This window comes from Streptomyces noursei, from assembly GCF_001646665.1.
Classification (GTDB): Bacteria; Actinomycetota; Actinomycetes; order Streptomycetales; family Streptomycetaceae; genus Streptomyces; species Streptomyces lavendulocolor.
Window position 1 is genome coordinate 1 of sequence record NZ_LWBU01000010.1, and the last position, 920, is coordinate 920.

At 69.0% G+C, this 920-nt stretch carries 1 protein-coding gene; it reads right to left on the reverse strand.

Annotation, left to right across the window (positions count from 1 at the left end; all coding sequences use genetic code 11):
* Positions 1-19: 19 nt before the first annotated feature.
* Positions 20-849, reverse strand: a protein-coding gene (locus A4V12_RS34105) for an IS5 family transposase (protein WP_234372025.1) whose coding sequence is annotated in 2 segments (ribosomal slippage) — positions 20-511 and positions 514-849 — 828 coding nt in all. Because the reading frame shifts where the segments join, the coding sequence is not laid out codon by codon here.
* Positions 850-920 lie beyond the last annotated feature (71 nt).

The window sequence follows — 920 nt, forward strand, 5'->3', positions numbered from 1 at the left end:
CTAGGTTCTGTCTCTTTGGTCAGCGTCGGGTCCAGATGAGGATGCTTGCGAGGTGGAGTGCGGCCTGGTAGGCGATGGCGAGTTTGTCTGCCCGTGTGGCCAGGCCGCGCCACTGCTTGAGGCGGTTGATGCACCGTTCGACGGTGTTCCGCTGTTTGTAGGCCTCACGGTCGAAGCCTGGAGGGCGGCCGCCTCGGCTGCCCCGCCGCAGGCGGTGGCCGATCTGGTCGGACGGCTGTGGAATGACCGCTCGGATTCCGCGCCGCCGCAGGTGGCAGCGGATGGCGCGGGACGAGTAGGCACGGTCGGCCAGCACGGCGAAGGGCCTCGTTCGCGGCCGGCCCGGGCCGCTGCGGGGCACGCGGATGCGGGACATCACCGTTTCGAAAGCGGGTGCGTCACCGGCCTGGCCTGCGGTGACGGTGAAGGCCAGCGGCCGTGCACCGCCGTCCGCGGCCAGGTGGACCTTGGTGGTCAGTCCGCCGCGGGAGCGTCCGAGAGCGTGATCGGCGGGCTCGCCGGGACGGGCCGCCCCTTTTTGCGTGCTCCGGCGGCATGCTGGTGAGCCCGCACGACGGTGGAGTCCACGGACACCGTCCAGTCGATGTCGTCGTCAGCATCCGCCGCCGACAGGACGGCGGCAAGGATCCTCTCCCAGGTGCCGTCGACGGCCCATCTGATCAGGCGTTTGTGGGCGGTCTGGAACGGGCCGAGCTCGTCGGGCAGGTCCCGCCAGGGCGAGTTGGTGCGGTACTTCCACGCGATGGCCTCAAGGGTGCGCCGGTGGTCGGCCCATCGCCGGCCGCGGACCGGATCGGTCGGCATCAGCGGCTCGATCCGGTCCCACATGGCATCAGTGATCACTAATCGGACACACACATCCGATCAACTGATCAACCCATCAAAGAGACACGCGCTAG